19 protein-coding genes are annotated in these 21,627 nt (G+C 71.0%); 9 read left to right on the forward strand and 10 right to left on the reverse strand.

Annotated features, from left to right (window positions below; genetic code table 11):
* Window positions 1-347 precede the first annotated feature (347 nt).
* The 6 genes from ACFW9O_RS10260 to ACFW9O_RS10285 all read left to right on the forward strand — a co-directional run bounded on the left by ACFW9O_RS10260 (window position 348) and on the right by ACFW9O_RS10285 (window position 6,140).
* Complete coding sequence (locus ACFW9O_RS10260) at window positions 348-1,871, forward strand: sugar ABC transporter ATP-binding protein (RefSeq protein WP_384607189.1); 1,524 nt, start codon at window positions 348-350, stop codon at window positions 1,869-1,871.
* Window positions 1,868-2,908, forward strand: a complete 1,041-nt coding sequence (locus tag ACFW9O_RS10265) for an ABC transporter permease (RefSeq protein ID WP_384607191.1) — start codon at window positions 1,868-1,870, stop codon at window positions 2,906-2,908. Before ACFW9O_RS10260 ends, ACFW9O_RS10265 begins: the two co-directional genes overlap by 4 nt.
* Window positions 2,905-3,966: an ABC transporter permease gene (locus ACFW9O_RS10270; protein ID WP_384607193.1), complete on the forward strand. Its 1,062-nt coding sequence runs from the start codon at window positions 2,905-2,907 to the stop codon at window positions 3,964-3,966. Before ACFW9O_RS10265 ends, ACFW9O_RS10270 begins: the two co-directional genes overlap by 4 nt.
* Before the next feature lie 56 nt (window positions 3,967-4,022).
* The gene (rhaS, locus tag ACFW9O_RS10275; RefSeq protein ID WP_384607196.1) at window positions 4,023-5,108 is read left to right on the forward strand and encodes a rhamnose ABC transporter substrate-binding protein; all 1,086 of its coding nucleotides are present in this window, start codon (window positions 4,023-4,025) and stop codon (window positions 5,106-5,108) included.
* Window positions 5,109-5,125: 17 nt separating this feature from the next.
* Window positions 5,126-5,440 (forward strand): L-rhamnose mutarotase, encoded by a 315-nt coding sequence (locus tag ACFW9O_RS10280; protein ID WP_384607199.1) that lies wholly within the window; start codon window positions 5,126-5,128, stop codon window positions 5,438-5,440.
* 118 nt (window positions 5,441-5,558) lie between these two features.
* Window positions 5,559-6,140 carry a hypothetical protein gene (locus ACFW9O_RS10285; protein WP_384607201.1) on the forward strand — a complete coding sequence of 194 codons (582 nt, stop codon included), beginning with the start codon at window positions 5,559-5,561 and terminating at the stop codon, window positions 6,138-6,140.
* On the opposite strand, the gene ACFW9O_RS10290 is transcribed toward ACFW9O_RS10285, so the two are convergent.
* The 4 genes from ACFW9O_RS10290 to ACFW9O_RS10305 all read right to left on the reverse strand — a co-directional run bounded on the left by ACFW9O_RS10290 (window position 6,100) and on the right by ACFW9O_RS10305 (window position 11,926).
* On the reverse strand, window positions 6,100-6,555 hold the full coding sequence (locus ACFW9O_RS10290; RefSeq protein WP_384607204.1) for a DUF1772 domain-containing protein: 456 nt from the start codon (window positions 6,553-6,555) through the stop codon (window positions 6,100-6,102). The genes ACFW9O_RS10285 and ACFW9O_RS10290 overlap by 41 nt on opposite strands.
* 113 nt (window positions 6,556-6,668) lie before the next feature.
* Window positions 6,669-8,264, reverse strand: coding sequence for a von Willebrand factor type A domain-containing protein (locus ACFW9O_RS10295; protein ID WP_384607205.1), 1,596 nt, complete (start codon window positions 8,262-8,264; stop codon window positions 6,669-6,671).
* 126 nt (window positions 8,265-8,390) lie between these two features.
* Window positions 8,391-9,278, reverse strand: coding sequence for an ABC transporter permease (locus ACFW9O_RS10300; RefSeq protein ID WP_351171439.1), 888 nt, complete (start codon window positions 9,276-9,278; stop codon window positions 8,391-8,393).
* Window positions 9,275-11,926: an alpha/beta fold hydrolase gene (locus tag ACFW9O_RS10305; protein WP_384607207.1), complete on the reverse strand. Its 2,652-nt coding sequence runs from the start codon at window positions 11,924-11,926 to the stop codon at window positions 9,275-9,277. The genes ACFW9O_RS10300 and ACFW9O_RS10305 overlap by 4 nt, the downstream gene beginning before the upstream one ends.
* A gap of 131 nt (window positions 11,927-12,057) precedes the next feature.
* Here ACFW9O_RS10305 and ACFW9O_RS10310 point away from each other — a divergent pair, with 131 nt between their 5' ends.
* On the forward strand, window positions 12,058-12,477 hold the full coding sequence (locus tag ACFW9O_RS10310; RefSeq protein ID WP_384607209.1) for a GNAT family N-acetyltransferase: 420 nt from the start codon (window positions 12,058-12,060) through the stop codon (window positions 12,475-12,477).
* On the opposite strand, the gene ACFW9O_RS10315 is transcribed toward ACFW9O_RS10310, so the two are convergent.
* Entirely contained in the window at window positions 12,405-13,106 is a 702-nt protein-coding gene (locus ACFW9O_RS10315) for a DUF4291 domain-containing protein (RefSeq protein ID WP_384607210.1), read from the reverse strand. The two genes, ACFW9O_RS10310 and ACFW9O_RS10315, sit on opposite strands and share 73 nt — an antisense overlap.
* A gap of 260 nt (window positions 13,107-13,366) precedes the next feature.
* On the opposite strand from ACFW9O_RS10315, the gene ACFW9O_RS10320 reads away from it, so the two are divergent.
* Window positions 13,367-14,056, forward strand: a complete 690-nt coding sequence (locus tag ACFW9O_RS10320; protein WP_384607213.1) for a VC0807 family protein — start codon at window positions 13,367-13,369, stop codon at window positions 14,054-14,056.
* A gap of 60 nt (window positions 14,057-14,116) precedes the next feature.
* Here ACFW9O_RS10320 and ACFW9O_RS10325 read toward each other — a convergent pair whose 3' ends face one another.
* The 5 genes from ACFW9O_RS10325 to iolC all read right to left on the reverse strand — a co-directional run bounded on the left by ACFW9O_RS10325 (window position 14,117) and on the right by iolC (window position 20,525).
* Complete coding sequence (locus ACFW9O_RS10325) at window positions 14,117-15,616, reverse strand: CoA-acylating methylmalonate-semialdehyde dehydrogenase (protein WP_384607216.1); 1,500 nt, start codon at window positions 15,614-15,616, stop codon at window positions 14,117-14,119.
* Window positions 15,617-15,629: 13 nt separating this feature from the next.
* A complete protein-coding gene (gene iolD / locus ACFW9O_RS10330; RefSeq protein ID WP_384607219.1) occupies window positions 15,630-17,531 on the reverse strand; it encodes a 3D-(3,5/4)-trihydroxycyclohexane-1,2-dione acylhydrolase (decyclizing) in 1,902 nt (633 codons plus the stop codon).
* A gap of 74 nt (window positions 17,532-17,605) precedes the next feature.
* Window positions 17,606-18,487, reverse strand: a complete 882-nt coding sequence (gene iolB / locus ACFW9O_RS10335) for a 5-deoxy-glucuronate isomerase (RefSeq protein ID WP_351171418.1) — start codon at window positions 18,485-18,487, stop codon at window positions 17,606-17,608.
* Window positions 18,488-18,519: 32 nt separating this feature from the next.
* Window positions 18,520-19,407, reverse strand: a complete 888-nt coding sequence (locus tag ACFW9O_RS10340) for a deoxyribose-phosphate aldolase (protein ID WP_384607221.1) — start codon at window positions 19,405-19,407, stop codon at window positions 18,520-18,522.
* Window positions 19,404-20,525 (reverse strand): 5-dehydro-2-deoxygluconokinase, encoded by a 1,122-nt coding sequence (gene iolC, locus ACFW9O_RS10345; protein ID WP_384607223.1) that lies wholly within the window; start codon window positions 20,523-20,525, stop codon window positions 19,404-19,406. Before iolC ends, ACFW9O_RS10340 begins: the two co-directional genes overlap by 4 nt.
* A 116-nt stretch (window positions 20,526-20,641) precedes the next feature.
* On the opposite strand from iolC, the gene ACFW9O_RS10350 reads away from it, so the two are divergent.
* On the forward strand, window positions 20,642-21,568 hold the full coding sequence (locus tag ACFW9O_RS10350; protein WP_351171409.1) for a sugar phosphate isomerase/epimerase: 927 nt from the start codon (window positions 20,642-20,644) through the stop codon (window positions 21,566-21,568).
* Window positions 21,569-21,627 lie beyond the last annotated feature (59 nt).

Consider the following 21,627-nt stretch of genomic DNA (forward strand, 5'->3'; position numbering starts at 1 on the left):
GAGCCGCACCGGAGCAAGGCGTCCGACAGGTGTCCGACAACGATGCCATCCGTGGGCCGCCACCCGCCTCGGCATGGATTCGGGGCCCCTGGTGCGCACGTGCGGGAGGAGCGGTGCGCGACCATCATGTGAATCGATTCAGAGACGCGCAACATAGTTGCCGACCTCGGGGACTGTCAAGGGTTCTCCCCATTCATCCCATTCAGGCCAGGCATCCCTCCTCCGGCAAGAACTTCTCGCCATCAACCCATTGACTGCGCCCGCAATCCCCGTTTAGCTTCCGAGCAACCTCATTGAAACCTTTCACGGCGCGTGGAGCGACGCAGTCCCACCGCTGAGGAGCTCCCATGAACCAGTCCGCCCCGGACCCGGCCCCGGTCCTGGCCCTGAAGGGCGTGAGCAAGTCCTTCGGTGCCGTACGGGCCCTGCGGGACGTGTCCCTGCAGTTGTTCCCCGGCGAGGCACACGCACTCGCCGGGGAGAACGGCGCAGGCAAGTCGACCCTGATCAAGGCCCTCGCCGGGGTCCACCGCCCGGACAGCGGCGAGCTGCAACTCGACGGGCGGCCCGTCGTCTTCCACGGCCCCGCGGACGCCCGTGACGCCGGCATCGCGGTCATCTACCAGGAGCCGACGCTCTTCCCCGACCTGTCGATCGCCGAGAACATCTTCATGGGCCGCCAGCCGCGGCGGACGCTGGGCCGCATCGACCGCAGGGCCGTGCACGCCACGACCGCCGGGCTGATGCGCCGTCTCGGTGTCGATCTGGATCCCGACCGGCCGGCCCGCGGGCTGTCGATCGCCGACCAGCAGATCGTCGAGATCGCCAAGGCGCTCTCCTTCGACGCCCGTGTCCTGATCATGGACGAGCCGACCGCCGCCCTGACCGGCAGCGAGACGGCCCGGCTCTTCTCCGTCGTGCGGACGCTGCGCGCCGAGGGCGCGGCGGTGCTGTTCATCTCGCACCGGCTCGACGAGATCTTCGAGCTGTGCCAGCGCGTCACGACACTGCGCGACGGCCGGTGGATCTCCACGGAGCCGCTGGAGGGGCTGACCGAGGACGACCTGGTGCGCAGGATGGTCGGCCGCGACCTCGACGACCTCTACCCCAAGCAGGACGCGGAGGTCGGCGAAGTCGCCCTGTCGGTGCACCGGCTGACCCGCGAGGGCGTCTTCCGTGATGTGTCCTTCGACGTCCGCCGCGGCGAGATCGTCGCGCTCGCCGGGCTCGTCGGCGCCGGGCGCACCGAGGTCGCGCAGGCGGTGTTCGGCGTGGACCGTCCTGACGCGGGCGAGGTGAAGGTGGGCGGCACGGTACTGCGGCCGGGTTCGCCGACCGCCGCGATGGCCGCCGGGATCGCGCTCGTACCCGAGGACCGGCGTCAACGCGGGCTGGTCATGGATATGTCGATCGAGCGCAACATCGGCCTCACCGGCCTGGACGAGGTCCGCAAGCGCGGGCTCGTCAGCCGGGCCCTGGAGCACGACCGGGCCGCCGACTGGGCGGTGCGCCTCCAGCTCAAGTACAACCGGCTGGCCGACACCGTGGGTGTGCTGTCCGGCGGCAACCAGCAGAAGGTCGTGCTGGCCAAGTGGCTGGCGACCGGCCCGGCCGTGCTGATCGTCGACGAACCGACCCGCGGCATCGATGTCGGCACCAAGGCCGAGGTGCACCGCCTGCTGTCCTCGCTCGCGGCGGACGGCCTCGCCGTACTGATGATCTCCTCCGACCTGCCGGAGGTGATCGGCATGGCCGACCGGGTGCTCGTGATGCACGAGGGCCGGCTCGTCGCCGAGATCCCGCGCGGGAGCGCCACCGAGGAGTCGGTCATGGCGGCGGCCACCGGACGCAACGAGAGGGCAGCGGCATGACCACCACCATCGAGAGCCCTCCGGACACGGCGAAGGCCTCGGAACGGAGTGCCGCCTCCCTCGTGGACACGGTCTTCCGGGCCCGCGAGATCTCCATCGCCGGGGCGCTGGTCCTGCTGATCCTCGGCACCTATCTGGCCAACCCGCGCTTCCTGTCCGACCAGGGCATCAAGGACCTGCTGCTCAACGCCTCGATCCTGGTGCTGCTCGCGGTCGGCCAGTCCGCCGTCGTGATCACCCGCAACATCGACCTGTCGGTCGGCTCCGTCGTCGGCCTCTCCGCCTTCGCCTGCGGCAAGTTCGTCGCGGGTACCGACCACGGCGTGCTGACCGTGATGCTGCTCGGCATCGCCATCGGTGTGGTCTGCGGACTGGTCTCCGGCGCTCTGGTCAGCTTCGGCAAGGTCCCCGCGCTCGTCGTGACCCTGGGCATGCTCTACATCATCCAGGGCGTCGACTACTGGTGGGCGCAGGGCGAACAGATCAGTGCCTCCGACGTGCCGGAGGCAGTCCTGGGGCTGGGCAGCGGCAGCTTCCTGGGGGTGCCGTACCTGCCGCTGATCGCACTCGTACTGCTCGCCGCGACCGCGTACTTCATGCGCAGCTACCGCTCGGGGCGTGAGCTGTACGCGATCGGTTCGAGCCCCGAGGCCGCCCGTCTCGCCGGTATCCCCATCCGCCGCCGGGTGCTCGCCGCGTACGCGTTCTCCGGAGCCGTCGCCGGCTTCGCGGGTGCCCTGTGGCTGGCCCGCTTCGGCACCGTCGTCGCGGACAACGCGCACGGCTGGGAACTGACGGTCGTCAGCGCCGTCGTCGTCGGCGGTGTCGCCATCACCGGGGGCACCGGCAGCGTCTGGGGCGCCGCACTCGGGGCCCTGCTGCTCACCACCATCGGCAGCGTCCTGGTCGTGCTGAAGGTGGACTCCTTCTGGCAGGGCGCCATCACCGGTGCGCTCCTCCTGCTGGCCATCAGCGTCGACCGGATCGTGAACCTGCGGATGACCGCCGCACTGAGGAAGAGGAGCGCCCGTTCATGACCACGGCGCCTGAAAAGCAGGCCGCACAGGGCACGAGGAAGACGCCCCGGCCCCCGGCCGGCTCCCTGAGGAGCCTCGCACTGCGCTGGGACACCGCCGTCGGTGTGCTGCTGGTGGCCGTCCTCGTCGTCGGCCTCGGCAGCACGGAGGGCTTCGGCTCGACGGAGAACCTCGCGTTCGCCTTCAACGACATCGCCGAAGTCGCCCTCATCGCCCTCCCGATGACCCTCCTGGTCGTCGCCGGACAGGTCGACCTGTCGGTCGCCTCCATGCTGGGCCTGGGCAGTGCGCTGACGGGTGCGCTGTGGGAGGCGGGCTGGGCCTTCGAGACGATCGTGCCGGTGGTGCTCCTGGTGGGCGTCGCCGGAGGCCTCCTCAACGGCTGGCTGGTCACCAAGGTGGGGCTGCCGTCCCTGGCCGTCACCATCGGAACCCTGGCCCTCTACCGCGGCCTCGCCTCCGTGGCGCTCGGCAGTGACGCGGTGACCGACTTCCCGCAGACGTACGCGGACTGGGCCGTCGACACCACGACCGTGGCCGGCACCTTCCTCACCTACCCGGTCCTGCTCTTCGTCGTGCTGGCCGCGGTCACCGCGGTGGTGCTGCACGCCACCGGTCTGGGCCGCTCGCTCTTCGCGATCGGGGCCCAGGAGGAGGCCGCGTACTTCGCCGGCATCCGGGTCAAGCGGATCAAGTTGCTCCTCTTCGTCGTGACCGGGCTGTTCTCCGCCTTCGCGGGTGTCGTCTTCACCCTCCGGTACGGAAGTGCCCGCGCGGACAACGGACTCGGCTTCGAGATGCTCGTCATCGCGTCCGTGCTGCTCGGCGGCATCGACTTCGACGGCGGCAAGGGCACGCTCTTCGGCGCGGTCGCCGGTGTCCTGCTGATCGGTGTCCTGAAGAACCTGCTCACCCTCAACGACATCGCCAACGAGGTGCAGGTCATCGTGACCGGCCTGCTGCTCGTGGCGTCCGTCCTCACCCCACGGGTCATCGCCACCGTCGTCGAACGACGGCACAGGCGGGCCGCGAACACCCCCGCGCCCCGGTCGTCATAACCGCGTCGTCACCACCGCCCCTTCCCCCGTACCTCTCCGAAAGGCACAACGCCGCCATGATGCTCCGCAATGCCGCTGGGCGCCGCGCCGTCGCGACCGCCGCCACCGCCGTGTCCCTCGCGCTCGCCCTCACCGCCTGTTCCGGCACCACGAAGGACAGCAAGGACACCGGTACCGAGAAGGCCGCCGGCTCCGCGAAGGCCGACCCGAACGCGCCGTTGAAGAAGGGCCTGAAGATCGCCTTCCTGCCCAAGCAGATCAACAACCCGTACGAGAAGATCGTCGACGAGGCGGGCATCGCCGCGGCGAAGGAGTACGGCGGCACGGGCAAGGAGGTCGGCCCGTCCGACGCCAGCGCCTCCTCGCAGGTCAGTTACATCAACACCCTGATCCAGCAGCGCCAGGACGCCATCCTCGTCGCGGCGAACGACCCCAACGCGGTGTGCGGCCCGCTCAAGCAGGCGATGAAGAAGGACATCAAGGTCGTCGCGTACGACTCCGACACGGCGAAGGACTGCCGTCAGCTCTTCATCAACCAGGCCAGTTCCGAGGAGATCGGCCGCAGCCTGGTCCAGCACCTCGGCGAGCAGCTGAACTACAAGGGCAAGGTCGCGATCCTGTCGGCCACGCAGAACGCGACCAACCAGAACACCTGGATCGAGTTCATGAAGGAGGAGCTCAAGCTCCCCAAGTACAAGGGCATGGAGCTCGTCAAGGTCGCGTACGGCGACGACGCGGACCAGAAGTCGTTCCAGCAGACGCAGGGCCTCATGCAGGCCTACCCCGACCTCAAGGGCATCATCTCGCCCACGACGGTCGGCATCGCCGCCGCGGCACGCTACCTGAGCGACTCCTCGTACAAGGGGAAGGTCGTCCTCAACGGCCTGGGGACGCCGAACCAGATGCGCAAGTACGTCAAGGACGGCACCGTCGAGCAGTTCTCGCTGTGGAACCCGGAGGAGCTCGGCTACCTCGGCTCGTACGCCGCCGCCGCCCTGGCGTCGGGTCAGATCACCGGCGCGGAGGGCGAGAAGTTCAAGGCGGGCAAGCTCGGCGAGTACACGATCGGCAAGGACGGCGAGGTCATCCTCGGCGAGCCGACGGTCTTCGACGCGAAGAACATCGACGAGTTCAACTTCTGAGCGCGGGAGCCCTCTTCATGCAGCGTGTCTGCTTTCTGCTGAAGGTCCGCGAGGACCGCAAGGACGAGTACCGCGAGCGGCACGCCGCGGTGTGGCCGGAGATGCTGGCCGCGCTGTCGGAGGCCGGCTGGCACAACTACTCGCTCTTCCTGCGCGAGGACGGACTGCTCGTCGGTTACCTGGAGACGGAGGACTTCGACGCGGCACGTGAGGCGATGGCCGCGACCGAGGTCAACGGCCGGTGGCAGCGGGAGATGGCGGAGTTCTTCGAGCAGCCCGAGGCGCCGGACGAGGCGATGGCCCCGCTGACGGAGGTCTTCCACCTCGCCTAGAGGGCGTGTGAGGCGAAGGGCCGGGTTCCTCGTTCCGGGGGCCCGGCCCCCGGCATGCCGGAAGCCGCCGGTACCGTACGGGCGCGGCCGCCCGGCCGCCCGCTCGCCGGAGGTCCGAATGAGCCGTGTCCTGCGTGAGCTGCCGCGCCTGCCGTTCAGGCGCCGCACCTGGGCATCTGTGCTGTACGCGCTGCTGTTGCCGCTCGCGCTCGGTCTGATCGTCGTGCTCCAGTACGTCATGCAGGCCGCGCAGGACAGCGGTCACGAGGAGCTCGGCCCGATGATCCTGGTGGCGGCGCTGGTCCTGGTCGCCGTGGCGGGGCCCGGTTTCCAGCGGGCACGGGCCCGCTTCTGGCTGGGTGAGCCGATAGGCCGGCGCAGGGGCCAGGGGCGCCTGGCCGGCGGTGCGGTGTTCTTCGTGGTCAATCTGCTGCTCGACACGCTGCTGTTCGCCGCCGCAGCCGGCTGGCTGATCGTCTCGGCGCGCAATCTCAGTTACCCGGTGTGGGGTTGGCGCCCCTATCCGGATCCGGCGTGGGGCGGCCCGTATCCGATCGGTGTGGTCGCGCTGCACTTCGCGGGTGGCGTCATCGCGTTCTTCTGCGGCCCATGGGTGATCACCCGGCTCGTAGGGCTGCAGTTGCGTCTCGCGCGTGCGTTCATCGGGCCGTCTGCAGAGCGGCCACCGACAGCAGGGTGAAGGCGGCGAGCGAGAACACGGTCCTGACCTGGTGGAGGCTGTTCCACCGGGACTCGAACGCGGTGCGTGCCGCGCTGTCGTCGCCACCCTCCGACCCGGCGAGCGCCGTGTTCAGCGGGATGTTCCCGGCGATCGTGATCAGGTGGCCGACGACGGCGCAGAGGAGCGCGCCGAGGACCGTCGGCCAGTGGGACGTCCCCGCGATGAGCACGGCGGCCGGGAAGATGATCACCCCGGCGAACAGGACGAGGAAGGACGGCCCGGGCACCTTCTCGTTGAAGCGGCGCATCGCGGAGGTGAACTGATCGTCCGGCAGGGCCGCGAGGCCGGGCATGACCGCGATCAGGAACGTCAGCATGAAGCCGGCGTAGAGACCGGCTGTGAGCACGGCGGCCAGCAGGAGCGCGAAGGTCATGGGGCCCATGATGACGCGGGCCCGGTACTCGTACAGGGTTTTCCGCACGTCCGTGCGAGCCACGCGGGACACACGGCCGGGGCCCGCACCTCCGTGCGGGCCCCGGCCGGCGGTCAGCCGAGCTCGCCCTCCCCGTCGCCGCCGGTCGGCCTCTCCTCGTCGCCGCTCCTGATCCTCTCGGCCTGCTCGATCGCCGTCGCGAGTTTCGCCACCGAACTGTCCTCGGTACTGTCCGCCAGCTTGCCCGCCCGGGTGGCGAGTTCGTCGAGCGTCGGGGTGCCGGGCAGGTCGCCGCCGCGGAGCACGTCCGCGAAGTACGCGGCCACCGCCGTCACCTGGAGCCGGGGGCTGTCACCGCCCCAGAGCTTCCCGTCGATCGCACCGGTCTCCACCGAACCGGTCTCCTCGTGCGCCTTCCGTGTCTTCGGGTCCAGCCAGCGCACCGTCGCCGTCGCCACGTGCCCGGAGGCACCGTCGCGGAGGCGTACGGCGTAGAGCGCCGTCACGGTGTGGCCGGGGCCGACCTCGCCGCCGTCGACGCTGTCGTCGCGGAAGTCGTCGTCGGCGACCTTGCGGTTCTCGTAGCCGATGAGCTTGAACTGCTGGACGGTCTTGCGGTCGAAGGCCACCTGGGCCTTGGCGTCACGGGCCCGCAGTTCGACATGGGCGGGCAGCTGGTCGACGAAGACCTTCCTCGCCTGGGTCTCGTCCCCGACGTAGGTGGTGTTCCCGTCGCCCTTGTTGGTGAGTTGTTCCATGAACGCGTCGCCGTAGTCGCTGCCGACGCCGACGCCGAACAGCGTGATGCCGTACTCCTTCCGTGCGTCGCCGATCCGTTCCAGGATCGCGTCGACGTCGGTCTCACCGGTGTTGGCGAGAGCGTCGGAGAGCAGGACGACCCGGTTGTTGGCACCCTTGCGGTGGCCCTTGACCGCCTCGTCGTAGCCCTGCTCCACGCCCGCGGCCACGTTGGTGGAGTCGGCGGGTTCCAGCTCGTCGACCGCGTCCCGGATCTTGGTGCGGTTTCCCGCGAGCCGGGTCATTTTCAGCCGGGTCTCGGCCTCCCCGCTGAACGTGACCAGGGAGACGGAGTCGTCGTCGCGCAGTTCGTCGGTGAGGATGCCCAGCGACTTCTTCGCCAGGTCGAGACGGCCCGGTTCGGCCATCGATCCGGAGATGTCGACGACGAAGGTCAGTGCGGCGGGCGGGCGTTCCCCGGCGTCGGTGGCTGCCCCCGTCGCCAGGCCGACCCGTACGAGCGACCAGTCGGTGGCCCCGGCGCCGACCGCCGCGCCGTCGACGTTCACCGAGAAGCCGTTGCCCTTGGGCCGCTCGTAGCCCTGCCGGAAACTGTTGACGAACTCCTCCGGCCGCACGGTGTCCGACGCGGGCACCTTCCCGTCACCGAGCAGACGGCGCGCGTAGCCGTAACTGGCGGTGTCCACGTCCAGGGCGAAGGTCGAGAGGTAGTCGGGCGGCGCGACCTCTCGCGCACCGCCGTCCTCCTTGTTCTGCGCGCCGTCCTCCTGCTGCTCCGGTGCGGCGGACGGCGCGGCGGGCGCGGGCTGCCCGCCACGCGGTCCGCCATTGCCGCTGGACGTGTCCGCGGTGGATTCGCTGCTGGAACCGGCCCCGCAGCCGGTCAGCAGCATCCCGCCCGCCAACAGCAGAACCAGCGCGCCCCGATGAGTCCTTGTCCGGCGTTGCATCATTGCCCCCCACGTCGTCGACATCTGTGAATGTGACGTACGGGGCGCCTGTCAGGATCGGACGAACGTGTTGCGGATCCGTCTCGATGCGGCAACGGCGTGTGACGACGGGGCGGAACATCAGGTTCAGGACACGATGTCCTTACGACTGAACCCCCGGAACGCGAACGCGAACAGAATCAGGGCATACGTCACCGAGATGGCTGCGCCCTTCGCCATCCCGCTCCATTCGAGATCGGGCTGGAGGGCGTCGGCCCACGCGAACTGCCAGTGCGCGGGCAGGAAGTCCCTCCAGGAACCGAGCGCGGTGACGGCATCCAGGACATTGCCGACGATGGTCAGGCCGACCGCTCCGCCGACCGCCCCGAGCGGGGCGTCGGTCTTGGTCGACAGCCAGAACGCCAGTCCCGCGGTGACGAGTTGGGACACGAAGATGAACCCGACGACGAGCGCGAGGCGCGGCACGGTGTCGGCGGTGGAGAGTGCGCCGCCGGTCGGCAGCTGGAGCGGTCCCCAGCCGTACGCGGCGGCTCCGGCGGCCAGTGCGACGACCGGCAGCAGCACCATCGCCGCGAGGCTGAAGCCGAGCGCCACGACGAGCTTGCTCCACAGGAGCCGGGAGCGGGGTACGGGTGCCGCCAGCAGGTAGCGCAGCGAGGACCAGCTCGCCTCGGAGGCGACGGTGTCGCCGCAGAACAGCGCCACCGGCACCACCAGCAGGAAGCCGGCGGAGACGAACAGGCAGGTCGCGGCGAAGTTCGCCGCGGACTCGGTGGCGACGTCCATGAGGTTGATCCGCGAGCCGCCCCCGCCACCGCCCCCTTCGCCGCCCGGGGTGCCGCCGATCGCGAAGGCGATGATCAGGATGAACGGCAGGGCGGCCAGCACCCCGCCCATGAGCAGGGTGCGGCGCCTGCGGAGCTGCCGCATCGCCTCGACGCGCAGGGGCAGGGTGCGGCGGGCGTGGTAGCCGGGGGCTTCGGCGTGGCCCCGGACTTCGGTGGCGGAGCTCATGCGGATCCTCCGGAGATGAGGGTGAGGAAGGCGTCCTCCAGGCGGCGGTGCGGCCCGACACCCGTCACCGGTACGTCGAGGCGGACCAGGTCGGCGACCAGCTGGGCCGCTGTGGCGCCGTCGAGACGGACCAGCAGTCCGTGGCCGTCCTCCACGCGGACGGCGGACCCGATGCCGGGCAGGGCCGCCACCTTGTCCACGAGGGGTTCCGTGACCTCGTCCGCGGTGGTGACGAGCAGCATGTCCCCGGATCCGGTGATCTCGGCGACGGGGCCCGCCTGGACGAGCCGGCCGCGGTCCATGACCACGAGGTGGGTGCAGGACTGTTCGACCTCGGACAGGAGGTGGCTGGAGACGATGACGGTGCGGCCCCCGGCCGCGTACCGGATCATCACGTCCCGCATCTCGCGGATCTGGGGCGGGTCCAGGCCGTTGGTCGGTTCGTCGAGGATGAGCAGGTCCGGCATGCCGAGCATGGCCTGGGCGATGGCGAGCCGCTGCCTCATGCCCTGCGAGTAGGTGCGCACGGCGCGGGCCAGGGCGTCGCCGAGCCCTGCGATCTCCAGGGCGTCGTCGATGTGCGAGTCCTCGGCGGGCCGGCCGGTGGCCTGCCAGTACAGCTCCAGGTTGGCGCGGCCCGACAGGTGCGGCAGGAAGCCGGCGCCCTCGACGAAGGAACCGACCCGTGACAGCACGGGGGCACCGGGCCGGATGGCGTGCCCGAAGACCCGGATCTCTCCGGCGTCGGGCGTGATGAGCCCCATCAGCATGCGCAGCGTGGTGGTCTTCCCGGCGCCGTTCGGTCCGAGGAGGCCGAGGACCTGGCCCTTCTCGACCCGGAAGCCGAGGTCGCGCACGGCGTACCGGTCGGAGGACTTGGCGTACTTCTTGGACAGGTCCGTGATGAGCAGCGGTACGTCTTCGAGGGCCGGGTCGGGTGCGGGGGTCGCGGTGCGCCTGCGTGCGGTGAGCAGGAGCACCGCGGCGATCACCACGGCCGCGGCGGGCAGTCCCCACGTCCACCAGGGCAGGGTGGCCGCCGCGGTGCTGACGGCGGGCGCGGTGGGGACGGTCAGCGGCCCGTCGAGGGAGACGGTGTAGGTGGCCGGCTCGGCGGGTGACGCGTAGCCGAGGTCGGTCGCGGAGAGGACGAGGCGGAGCCGGTGCCCGGAGTCGACCTCGTGGTCGATGGCGGGCAGGGTCAGCTCGACGGGCTTCCCCTGCTCGTCGGGGGCGATCCGGTAAGGGGCGACGAGCTGGGAGGGCAGCACCTGCTGCTTCCCGTCCGGCGAGACGTCGTACACCTTGCCGAACAGCACGGCGTCGCCCCGGTCCGCCTTCACGTTCACGCGGACGGTGGGTGAGCCGGTGACGCGGAGGGACTTGTCCAGCGGGGCGGAGTCGAAGCGCGCGTACTGCCCGGGGAAGTCGAGGGAGAGGCCGACACCGAGGGAGGACAGCTGGGAGAGCCCGCCGCCGATGCCGGGAAGGGCCGAGACGGAGGGCGGGTTGGCCCCCGCGGGGTTACGGAAGGTCTGGGTGCGCCGCTCGCCGAGGGCGATCTGCTCGCCGTCGCCGACCAGGCCCGGATAGGTGTCGCCGTCCGCGCCGCGCTTGAGGGCCGCCCCGTCGGTGGAGTCGATTCCGCCGGTGCGGGTGACGCGGAAGGCGGGGCCGGTGTCGGCGCCCTTGTCGTCCTTCAGGTACCGGTCGAACCACGCGCCGATCCTGTTCTCGACGCGGTCGCCCTCCATGTCACCGCCGTCGTGTCCGCCCGAGATCCAGTCGACGGACACGGGCGCGCCGTTCTCGCTGATGGCCTTGGCCATCGCGTCGGCCTGGTCGAGCGGGAAGAGGGAGTCGCTCTGGCCCTGCACGATGAGCGAGGGCACATCGATGCGGTCGGCCACCGCGACGGGGGAACGTTCCGTCAGGAGCTCACGCGCGGCCGCGTCCGGTGTGCCGCTGACGGCGACCCGTTCGTACATGTCGCACAGCTGCTTCTCGAACTTCTGGCAGCCGCCGCCGGTGGTGACGAAGATCCCGGCCCAGAGCTTCTTGAACACTCCGTCCGGGAAGAGGGCGTCGGCCAGGTTCCAGTAACTGATCATCGGGGCGATGGCGTCGACCCGCTTGTCGTAGCCGGCGGCGAGCAGCGACACCGCGCCGCCGTACGAGGCACCGGTGACACCGACCCGCGGGTCGCCCTTCGCGTCGAGCTCCACCTCGGGCCGGCCCGCCAGCCAGTCGATGAGCCCCGAGACGTCCTTGACCTCGCCGTCGGGGGCGTTGAGCGTGATCTCCCCGCTGGTCCTCCCGAACCCGCGGGCCGACCACGTCATGACGGCGTACCCGTCGGCGGCCAGCTTCTCGGCCTGGGCGCGCACATCGTTCTTGCTGCCGCCGAACCCGTGCCCGATGAGGACCGCGGGCCTGCGCTGCGAACCCCCGGTCGTGAAGTACGAGGTGTCGACGGACACCCCGTTCATCCGCATCATCCGGTCCTCGCGGTGCACGGACGGCACACTGTCGTCGGCAACGGCGGTCCAGGTACCGGCGCCCGCGAGAACGGCGAGCACGGCGACCACCGCGGCCCACCGGCCTCGGGTACGGGGCAGCAGCCGCCACCGGGAAGTCGGTTTCTCCATGACTCGACCCTAAAGGGCGCGCGCCCGGCCCCGAGGTGCCGCCAGGGTGAGGTACCCCGCATCCCTGAGAGGTACAGCAGGTCCGCTCCGTACTCCGTACGTGGTACATCACCGTCACGAAGGGCACCTCCATGGACATCCGTCGCGCCACCACCACCGCGGAACTCCTCGCGGCCTCGCACCTGTACGACGGTCCCGCGACCCCGAGGTGGGCGTCACGCTTCCTGGCGGCGGGCGGGCACCTGATGCTGATCGCGTACGTGGACGGGGCACCGGCGGGGTTCGTCTCCGGCGTCGAGATGCTGCACCCGGACAAGGGCTCGGAGATGTGCCTGTACGAACTCGCGGTGGACGAGGCGCACCGCCGCCGCGGCATCGGCCGGGCGCTGACGGACGCCCTCGCGGCCGAGGCCCGGGAGCGCGGCTGCTACGGGATGTGGGTGGGCGTGGACCGCGACAACGAGGCCGCTCTGGCCACCTACGGCTCGGCCGGGGCGGTCGACGACGGTGTGTTCGCCATGCTGGCGTGGGAGTTCGACGGTCCGCGCTGAAGGCGGTCCGCGCGGAGACCGGGAACCGGCTGGGCGCCGCCGGGGCTGTAGAACTGTTCCCCGGGCAGCAGAGCGGTCGCCGCGTCGTCCCGTCCCGCCCGCACCAGCGCGTGGATCTCGCGGGCCAGCGGCGTGACGTCCCGGATGGAGACCGTCCACTCGTCGGCGTAGCGGCGCGACGCCTCGCCGGAGAGGCCGAGCTGCAGGGAGCGGTACGGGAGCCGGTTGAGGTGGAGGTCGCGTTCGGGGTCCCACTGGACGCGGGCCGGGGCGCGGCGCAGGTTGCGGCGCCAGGTGGCGTGGTCGGGGTGGACGCCCTCGACGTAGTGGGAGAGTTCGGCACCGTCGAGGGCCAGGTCGAAGCCCTCGCGGACGATTTCGACGGCGAGGACCGTCTCCTGGTCCTGCTTCGTGGCCCAGCCGCAGCGGTACATCATCCACAGGAAGCTCGGCTTGATCCAGGTCATTCGGTCGCGCTTCCAGACGGCGGGGAAGCGTCCGTCACGGGCAGCCGGGAGGCCGATGGAGGGCGGGTACGCCTGGTAGACGGTCACGGTGGTGGCGGTGTGCTGTGCGCGGATCTCGTGCTGAGGAACCGGCAGTTCGCGGGCGGTCGCGGATGCGGTCATGCCGCCATCCCAGCACCCCGCGCACCGGGTGGGCCAGCGGATTTCCCCGACCGCCCTGTCACGCACGGCGACTGACATCGCGTCAGGTTTTTTTCCCGGGGCCGTCCCCGTCATGCGCGGCTGCTGACATCTGTCATGCGGAGGTCAGGACAGCGGGCTCTGCCGCGCACCCGGGGCCGGCGGCCAGAGTGTGGGTGTCGGGAGCGGGCGTTCGAAACCGCCCCGATCCCGAGTCCGCACACCTGGAAGGAACCCCGCACATGACCACCACGGCCACCGTTCCCGCTCCTGCTCCCGTCGCCGCGGGCCCCCGGAGGGCGCTGCTGGCGGGCTTCGCACCGCTGGTCCTGGACGCCGGGGCGCCGATCGCCGCGTACTACCTGCTGAGGGCGGCGGGGATGGGAACCCTGGGGGCGCTGGCGGTCAGCGGTGTGCTGCCCGCGGGGCGCATCATGTGGGGGTGGGTGCGGGACCGCAGGATCAATGCCCTGGCGGGTCTGATCCTCGCGGTGAGCGTGGTGGGGCTGCTGCTCAGCACGGTGACCGGGGACGCGCGGCTGATGCTGGCCAAGGACAGCGGGGTGAGCAGCACGATCGGGCTCGTGGTCCTGGTGTCGGCACTGCGGGGGCGCCCGTTGATGTCCTCGGTCCTGCGGCCGTGGCTGACCCGGGGGCGGGCGGACCGCGATGACGCCCGGGAGCGGCTGTCGGCCGGGTCGGACCGCTTCCGGCGGGCCGAGCGGCGGTTCTCGGTGCTGTGGGGTGCGGCGCTGCTGACCGAGTGCGTGGTGCGGGTGGTGGGTGCCTACACGGTGCCGGTGGACACGATGGTCTGGCTCGGCGCGGTGATCGTGTCGGTGACGATCACGCTGGCCTTCATCGTCTCCGGCCCGCTGGCGGTCGTCCCGATGGTGCGGATGATCGAGGAGGAGACCCGTAAGGGCGTCTGATCCGACGCGTTCGCCCCCGCCCGGTGCGTCCGGGCGGGGGCGAACGCGTCGTATCGGGTGTCAGTGGTTGCGGGGGAAACCGAGGTCCACGCCGGACGGGGCGTCGGCCGGGTCGGGCCAGCGGGTGGTGACGACCTTGCCGCGGGTGTAGAAGTGCACGCCGTCGTTGCCGTAGATGTGGTGGTCGCCGAAGAGGGAGTCCTTCCAGCCGCCGAAGGAGTGGTAGCCCACCGGCACCGGGATCGGGACGTTGACGCCGACCATGCCGGCCTCGATCTCCAGCTGGAAGCGGCGGGCCGCGCCGCCGTCGCGGGTGAAGATCGCGGTGCCGTTGCCGAACGGCGAGGCGTTCATGAGGGCGACACCCTCTTCGTACGTGTCGACACGCAGGACGCACAGGACCGGGCCGAAGATCTCGTCGCGGTAGGCGTCGGAGTCCGTGGAGACGTGGTCGAGGAGGGACAGGCCGATCCAGTGGCCGTCCTCGAAGCCCTCGACCGTGTGGCCCGTGCCGTCGAGGACGACGTCGGCGCCCTGGGCGGCGGCGCCGGTGACGTAGCCGGCGACCTTGTCGCGGTGGGCGGCGGTGATCAGCGGGCCCATCTCGGACGTCGGGTCGTTGCCCGGGCCGATCTTGATCTTCTCGGCGCGCTCCTTGATCCGGGCCACCAGTTCGTCGGCGACGGAGCCCACGGCGACGACGGCGGAGATGGCCATGCAGCGCTCACCGGCGGAGCCGTACGCGGCGGAGACCGCGGCGTCGGCGGCCGAGTCCAGGTCCGCGTCAGGGAGGACCAGCATGTGGTTCTTCGCGCCGCCGAGCGCCTGGACGCGCTTGCCGTTCGCCGAGGCCGTGGCGTGGATGTAGCGGGCGATCGGGGTGGAGCCGACGAAGGAGACGGCGGCGACGTCGGGATGGGCCAGGAGGCCGTCGACGGCGACCTTGTCACCGTGCAGGACGTTCAGGACGCCGTCGGGCAGGCCCGCCTCGGCGGCCAGTTCGGCCAGCAGGTTGGCGGCCGAGGGGTCCTTCTCGCTGGGCTTCAGGACGAAGGTGTTGCCGCAGGCGATGGCCAGCGGGAACATCCACATCGGGACCATGGCCGGGAAGTTGAACGGGGTGATGCCCGCGACGACACCGATCGACTGGCGGATCGAGGAGACGTCGACCCGGCTGGAGACCTGGGTGGACAGCTCGCCCTTGAGCTGGGTCGTGATGCCGCAGGCCAGCTCGACGATCTCCAGGCCGCGGGCGACCTCTCCGAGCGCGTCGGAGTGGACCTTGCCGTGCTCGGCGGTGATCAGCGCGGCGATGTCGTCGCGGCGGGCGTCCAGCAGGGCGCGGTAGCGGAAGAGGACGGCGGTGCGGGCGGCCAGCGAGGAGGTGCCCCAGGTCTCGTACGCGCTCTTCGCGGCGGCGACCGCGGCGTCGACCTCCTCGGCCGAGGCGAGTGCGACCTGGGTGGTGACGGCGCCGGTCGCCGGGTCGGTGACCGGCCCGTAGTTGCCCGACGTGCCCTCGACGGTCTTGCCACCGATCCAGTGGTTGACGGTCTTCATGACGGGGTCTCCTTCAGAGGTGTCGGCGTCGGGCAGCGGTCTGCCGGTCGTACTCCTTGCGTGCCTCCACCGCCGACGGGCGGGTCGCGGTCTCGGCCACAGGAACATCCCACCACGCCTGTGCGGGAGGGGGCCCCGACACTGTGTCTGGCGTTTCGGTCTCGACGTAGACACAAGTGGGACGGTCCGCGCCGCGGGCCTCGGCGAGGGCGTGGCGCAGGTCCTGTACGGACTTCGCGCGCAGCACGCGCATGCCGAGCGAGGCGGCGTTGGCCGCGAGGTCCACGGGGAGCGGGGTGCCGGTGAAGCCGCCGTCGGCGGCGCGGTGCCGGTAGGCCGTACCGAAGCGTTCGCCGCCGACGGACTCGGAGAGGCCGCCGATGGAGGCGTACCCGTGGTTCTGCAGGATGACGAGCTTGATGGGCAGGCCCTGCTGCACGGCGGTGACGATCTCGGTGGGGTTCATCAGATACGTGCCGTCGCCGACCAGCGCCCAGACGGGGCGGCCGGGGGCGGCGAGCTGGACGCCGAGGGCGGCCGGGATCTCGTATCCCATGCAGGAGTAGCCGTACTCGACGTGGTACTGCCGCGGGGAGCGGGTCCGCCACAGCTTGTGGAGGTCGCCGGGGAGCGAGCCCGCCGCGTTGATCAGGATGTCGTCCTCGGTGACGAGGGCGTCGAGCAGTCCGAGGACCTGGGCCTGGGTGGGGCGGGCGTCCGGATCGGCGGCGGTGAAGGCCGCGTCGACGCGCTGTTCCCAGCGGTCCTTGGCGTCGGTGTACTCGGTCTCGTAGGCGGCGTCGACGTGGTAGCCGCGTGCGGCGAGCGCGGCGCCGAGGGCTTCGAGCGAGGTCCGGGCGTCCGCGACGAGCGGGAGGGCGGCGAGCTTGTGGGCGTCGAAGCCGGTGATGTTGAGGTTGAGGAAGCGGACGGCCGGGTCGGCGAAGAGGGTGCCGGACGCGGTGGTGAAGTCCGTGTAGCGGGTGCCGATCCCGATCACGAGGTCCGCTTCGCGGGCCAGGTCGTCGGCCGTGGCGGTGCCGGTGTGACCGATGCCGCCCACGTCGGCGGGGTGGTCGTGGCGCAGGGAGCCCTTGCCTGCCTGGGTGGAGGCGACGGGGATCCGGGTGGCCGCGGCGAAGGCGGCGAGGGTCTCCTCGGCCGCACTGTGGTGGACGCCGCCGCCCGCGACGATCAGGGGGCGGCGCGCGGTGCGGACGGCCCGGACGGCTCGTTCGAGTTCGGACAGGTCGGGGGCGGGCCTGCGCACGTGCCACACGCGCTCGGCGAAGAACTCCGCCGGCCAGTCGTACGCCTCGGCCTGCACGTCCTGCGGCAGCGCCAGCGTGACGGCGCCGGTGTCCGCCGGGTCGGCGAGGGTCCGCATGGCCTGCAGGGCGGCCGGGATCAGCGCCTCGGGGCGGGTGATCCGGTCGAAGTAGCGGGAGACGGGGCGCAGGCAGTCGTTGACCGAGACGTCGCCCGCGTGCGGCACTTCGAGCTGCTGGAGCACGGGGTCGGCGGGGCGGGTCGCGAAGGTGTCGCCGGGCAGCAGCAGGACCGGGAGGTGGTTGACCGTGGCGAGGGCGGCGCCGGTGACGAGGTTGGTGGCGCCGGGGCCGATGGACGTGGTGACCGCGTGCGCGGAGAGCCGGCCCGACTGGCGGGCGTATCCGACGGCGGCGTGCACCATGGCCTGCTCGTTGCGGCCCTGGAAGTAGGGCATCGCGGAGCCGGACTCGACGAGCGCCTGACCGATGCCCGCGACGTTCCCGTGGCCGAAGATGCCCCAGGTGGCGCTGATCAGCCGTTGGCGGCGGCCGTCGCGCTCGGTGTACTGGCGGGCCAGGAAGGCGACGAGGGCCTGTGCGGTGGTGAGTCTGCGGGTGGCGTGCGACGTGGGCGTCGTGGTCACTGGCTGGCCTCCGGAGCCGGGAGCGCGTGGTGGGGTCACTCGGCGGCCTCCGGAACGTGGACCGGAAGCCGGGGTCACTCGGCGGCCTCCCCGTGGAGCGGAAGCCGGGGGTCGACGGGCTGGGCCGGCCAGGTCTCGCGGATCCAGCTGTGGCCGGGGTGGTCTCGGATCAGCCACTCGCGCTGCTCCCCCGGGCCCGCCATCACGTTCAGGTAGTAGAGGGTGCGGCCGGGCGGGGCGATGGACGGACCGTGCCAGCCGTCGGGAATGAGGACGGCGTCACCGGTGGCCACCTCGGCGAGGACGTCCGTACCGCCGGCGCGTGACGGCGACACGCGGTGGTAGCCGAGCCCGTCGCCCTCTACCTCGAAGTAGTAGATCTCCTCGAGCTCGGACTCGACGCCGGGGTGGTGCTCGTCGTGCTTGTGGGGCGGGTACGAGGACCAGTTGCCGCCGGGGGTCAGGACCTCGACGGCGATGAGGCGGTCACACTCGAACGTGTCCGCGGCGGCGAAGTTGTTGACCTGGCGCGAGCAGTTCCCGGCGCCTCGGAGTTCGACCGGTACCTCCGGCGCGGGGCCGTAGCGAGCGGGGAGTCGTCGCTCGCACTTCGCTCCTGCCAGGGCGAAGCGGCCTCCTGCGCCGGAGGCGATCTGTGCGCGGGCGTCACGCGGTAGATAGGCGAAATCCGTCACCGAACCGAACACGCTTTTCCTGCCCGCGAGTTCGAATACGTCATCCGCCGTGTGCACCGTACAGCCACCGGCCAACGGCAGAACGACCCACTCGCTTTCCCCGGTTACCAAGGTATGAACACCACCGGGCTCGAGCTCCAGTACACGCAGACTCGAACGGTCCCATCCGGCCCGCTTCGGGTCGATATGGAGGGCGTAGGGGCCGCTCGCGGCGTCGCCGGCCCGGAGGTGGTACCGCTGTTGCTCCTCACGCGTCGTCATGTTCCATCCCTACCCGTATCCCTGCCCGTCGCTCACAGAAGTCCCACGGCCGTGTCGACGGCACCCGCCACGTCCCCGTCGGCCGGATAGAGCAGCGAGCGCCCGACGACCAGCCCCTGGACGGTCGGCAGGCGCAGCGCCCCGCGCCATTTCTCGTACGCGCCGTCCAGGTCGCCCTTGACCTCGCCGCCGAGCAGGACCGCGGGGAGCGTCGAGGTCTCCATCACTGCGGCCATGTCGTCGGGGTTCTCGGTGACGGGGACCTTGAGCCAGGTGTACGCGGAGGTGCCACCGAGCCCCGAGGCGATGGCGATGGAGGTGGTGACGGCTGCCGCTCCCAGATCGGTGCGGAGCCTGCCTTCGGTGCGGTGGCAGAGGAACGGCTCGACGAAGACGGGCAGCCGGTGGGCCGCCATCGCGTCGACGGTGCGGGCGGCGGTGTGGAGGGTGTCCAGGGAACCGGGGTCGCCGTAGTCGATTCTCAGCAGCAGCTTGCCCGCGTCGAAGCCGTACCGGGCGAGGTCGACGGGGCGGTGGCCGGTGAAGCGGTCGTCGAGCTCGAAGGCGGCTCCCGCGAGTCCTCCGCGGTTCATGGAGCCGATGACGACCTTGTCCTCCAGGGCGCCGAGCAACAGCAGGTCGTCAAGGACGTCGGCGCCGGCGAGGACTCCGTCGACGCCCGGTCGCGAGAGGGCGAGGCAGAGCCGTTCCAGGAGGTCGAAGCGGTTGGCCATGGCGAATTCGTCCTCGCCCACGGCCAGGGCGCCGCGGGCGGGATGGTCCGCTGCGATGATCATCAGGCGCCCCGTGGCGCCGACCAGGGGACGTCTGCCCCGTCGGGCGGCTGCCTCGGCGACGGCCTCGGGGTGGTGGGTGCGCAGCCGGACGAGATCGGCGACGGAGGCGGCGGGCGGTGTCATGGGGCGGCTCCGGTGGCTCCGGTCTCTGTGGGTGCTCCCGGATCTCCGGGCGTTCCCGGTTCTGTATCTCCGGGCGTTCCCGGTTCTCCCGTTCCGGTGACGGCTCCGGTCACGGCTCCGGCGGCGAGGGCCTGTTCGACCTCGTACGGGAACGGCATCGCGGACGAACAGGCGAGGCGGGACGCGACGATGGCCCCTGCGGCGTTCGCGTACCGCATGATGCGTTCCGTCTCCCAGCCGGCGAGCAGCCCGTGGCAGAGGGCGCCGCCGAACGCGTCCCCGGCGCCGAGACCGTTGACGACGTCCACGGGGAGGGGCGGGATCCGAGCGGTGGTGCCGTCACGGTGGACGGCGAGGACGCCTGCGGGGCCCTGTTTGACGACGGCGAGTTCGACCCCGGCCGCCAGCAGGGCACGGGCGGCCGCGTGCGGTTCGCGTTCGCCGGTGGCGATCTCGCACTCGTCGAGGTTGCCGACGGCGACCGTGGCGTGCGCGAGGGCTTCGCGGTAGCGCGCGGGGGCGGTCGAGGTGTGCCCAGCCGTTTGCGACTCGTCCCAGAACATGGGCCGCCAGTCGAGGTCGAAGACCGTGGCGCGCGGGGTCCCGTCCGCCCGTGCCCCACCGTCCTCCGCCTGGCCCGCGCTCCGGGCGCGGAGTGCGGTGAGGGTCGCGGTGCGGCTGGGTTCGGCGCAGAGCCCGGTGCCGGTCATCCAGAAGACCCGCGCGGCGCGCACCGCGTCCAGGTCGAGCTCCTCCGCGTGGATCTCCAGGTCGGGCGCCTTGGGCTGCCGGTAGAAGTAGAGCGGGAAGTCGTCGGGCGGGAAGATCTCGCAGAAGGTGACCGGGGTCGGGTACTCCGCGACGGGTGTCACCCACCGGTCGTCCACACCGAATTCCCCGAGCGCCTGGTGGAGATAGTCGCCGAAGGCGTCCTTGCCGGTTCTGGTGACCACGGCCGTGCGCCTGCCCAGTCGGGCGGCGGCGACGGCGACATTGGCCGGCGAGCCGCCGAGGAACTTCCCGAAGGTCTCGACCCTGGCCAGCGGTACGCCGGTCTGGAGTGGGTAGATGTCCACCCCGATCCGCCCCATGGTGATCACGTCGTACGGCTCAGGCATACGCATCCCTTCGGCTGCCCCCAGGTCTAACCCGCACCAAGGACCCTGTCAACACTTTGTCCGGACATTCGGACGAACTCTTGACACTCCCCTCGGAGGGCTGAATGGTGGGCGATATGACCTCCTCCGTACCGGCTCCGGCTCGTATCCGCATCGGCTCGGCACCCGATTCATGGGGGGTGTGGTTCCCCGACGATCCGCAGCAGGTGCCCTGGGAACGATTCCTCGACGAGGTCTCCGAAGCGGGCTACGAGTGGATCGAGCTCGGCCCGTACGGCTATCTGCCGACCGACCCGGCCCGGCTCGGGGACGAGACCGCACGCCGCGGCCTCACCGTCTCCGCAGGAACCGTCTTCACGGGATTGCACCACGGCCCCGACGTCTGGGACCGGACCTGGGAGCATGTCGCCGGCATCGCGGCACTCACCCGGGCCATGGGCGCCGAACACCTGGTGGTCATCCCGTCGTTCTGGCGGGACGACAAGAGCGGCGCGGTGCTGGAGGACCGCACGCTCACGGCGGCGCAGTGGCGCGATCTCACCACCCAGACGGAGCGACTGGGCCGCGAGGTGCGGGACCGCTACGGACTGCGGATCGTCGTGCACCCGCACGCCGATACGCACATCGACAGCGAGGAGAACGTCAACCGCTTCCTCGACGCCACCGACCCCGAACTGGTCTCGCTCTGCCTCGACACCGGGCACTACGCGTACTGCGGCGGGGACAGCGTCAAACTCATCGAGACCTACGGCGAACGGATCGGCTACCTCCACCTCAAGCAGGTCGATCCGGTGGTCCTCGCCGATGTCGTGGCGAACGAGGTGCCGTTCGGCCCGGCGGTGGCGCGCGGTGTGATGTGCGAGCCGCCGGGCGGGGTGCCCGCACTGGAGCCCGTACTGGAGGCAGCGCGCGCCCTGGGCACCGACCTCTTCGCGATCGTCGAGCAGGACATGTACCCGTGTCCGCCCGACAAGCCCTTCCCCATCGCCCGCCGCACCCGCGAGTTCCTCCGCAGCTGCGGCCCCGCACGGCCCTCCGCCTGATCCCTCCCGCTCTCTGTGGCCCCCTCCGTCACGGCAGTCACTTCTTCGTCACGTATATC

This window comes from Streptomyces sp. NPDC059499 (assembly GCF_042749285.1).
Taxonomy (GTDB): Bacteria; Actinomycetota; Actinomycetes; order Streptomycetales; family Streptomycetaceae; genus Streptomyces.